This window comes from Streptomyces alkaliterrae, assembly GCF_007097205.2.
Taxonomy (GTDB): Bacteria; Actinomycetota; Actinomycetes; order Streptomycetales; family Streptomycetaceae; genus Streptomyces; species Streptomyces alkaliterrae.
In genome coordinates this window covers 1-1,349 of the sequence record NZ_VJYK02000583.1, presented here as the reverse complement: position 1 = coordinate 1,349, position 1,349 = coordinate 1, and the positions used below count along the sequence as shown (strand labels likewise).

Sequence of the window (1,349 nt, the reverse complement as noted above, 5' to 3'; positions counted from 1 at the left end):
CGTCGAGCACCCCGAGGACCTGGCCCTCATCGCCTCCCTCGGCCTGGTCCTGCTGCTGTTCCACCTCGGCGTCGAGTTCCCGCTCGAACAGGTCATCGGCGGCGGCCGCCGGCTCCTCCTCGCCGCCGTCTGCTACATCGGCCTCAACGTCAGCGCCGGCCTGCTCTTCGGCCTCGCGCTCGGCTGGGGCGGCGCCGAAGCCCTCGTCATCGCGGGCGCGCTCGGCATCTCGTCCTCCGCCATCGCCACCAAGCTGCTGATCGAGCTCCGCCGCCTCGCCAACGCCGAGACCCCCGTCGTCCTCGGCATCATCGTCATCGAGGACCTGTTCCTCGCCTTCTACCTCGCCCTCCTCTCCCCCGTCCTCTCCGACGCCGCCTCCCCGCTCGAACTCGCCCGGGAGATCGCCGTCAGCTTCGGCTTCCTCGCCCTGCTGCTCGTCGTCGCCCGCTACGGCGCCCGCGCCGTCGGCCGCCTCATCGGCAGCCGCGAGGACGAACTGCTGGCCGTCGTCGCCGTCGGCCTTGTCGTGTTCGTCGCCGGACTGTCGGAGGAACTGGGCGTCTCCGACGCCATCGGCGCGCTGATGATCGGCCTTGTCGTCTCCCGCACCCGCTACCACGAGCGCGTCGAACGCCTGGTGCTGCCGCTGCGGGACGTCCTCGCCGCCGTCTTCTTCGTCAGCTTCGGCCTCGCGATCGACGTCGCCGACCTCGGCCCGGTCCTCGTACCCGCCCTGCTCGCCGTCTGCGTCACGCTCGCCACCAACGTCGGCGCGGGCGTCGTCGCCGCCCGCCTCTTCGGCTTCAACCAGCGCGGCGCCGCGAACATCGGCCTGACCATCCTCGCCCGTGGCGAGTTCTCGCTCATCCTCGTCACGCTCGCACTCGCCGCCGACCTCGACAACCGCCTAGGCCCCTTCGTCGCCCTCTACGTGCTGATCCTCGCCGTGCTGAGCCCGCTACTGGCCTCCCAGTCGCGCTACCTCGCACGTGTCATGCCGGACGCCGTACTCCGCTCCAACTGGCGTTACGTGCGGGAGGAGACCACCACCACCTCCTGCACGCACCTCGACCAGGTGAGGATCACCGACACCGAGCAGCGCGCCTGCGAGGAATGCCGGCGGCTGGGCACCGACTGGGTGCAACTGCGGCTCTGCGTCACCTGCGGCCACGTCGGCTGCTGCGACGACTCACCCCACCGCCACGCCCGCGCGCACGCCGCCGACGCCCGCCACCCCATCATCCAGTCCGCCGAACCCGGCGAGGACTGGCGCTACTGCCTCGTCGACGACACCCTCGTCCGCGCCCCACTCGGCAGCCCCCGCAAGTGAGCCTCCGGCACAGCGG

1 protein-coding gene is annotated in these 1,349 nt (G+C 71.6%); it reads left to right on the top strand.

Annotation, left to right across the window (positions count from 1 at the left end):
• Window positions 1-1,333 (top strand): cation:proton antiporter (locus tag FNX44_RS26915; RefSeq protein WP_143651573.1); only part of this gene is annotated, 1,333 nt, incomplete at its 5' end.
• Window positions 1,334-1,349 lie beyond the last annotated feature (16 nt).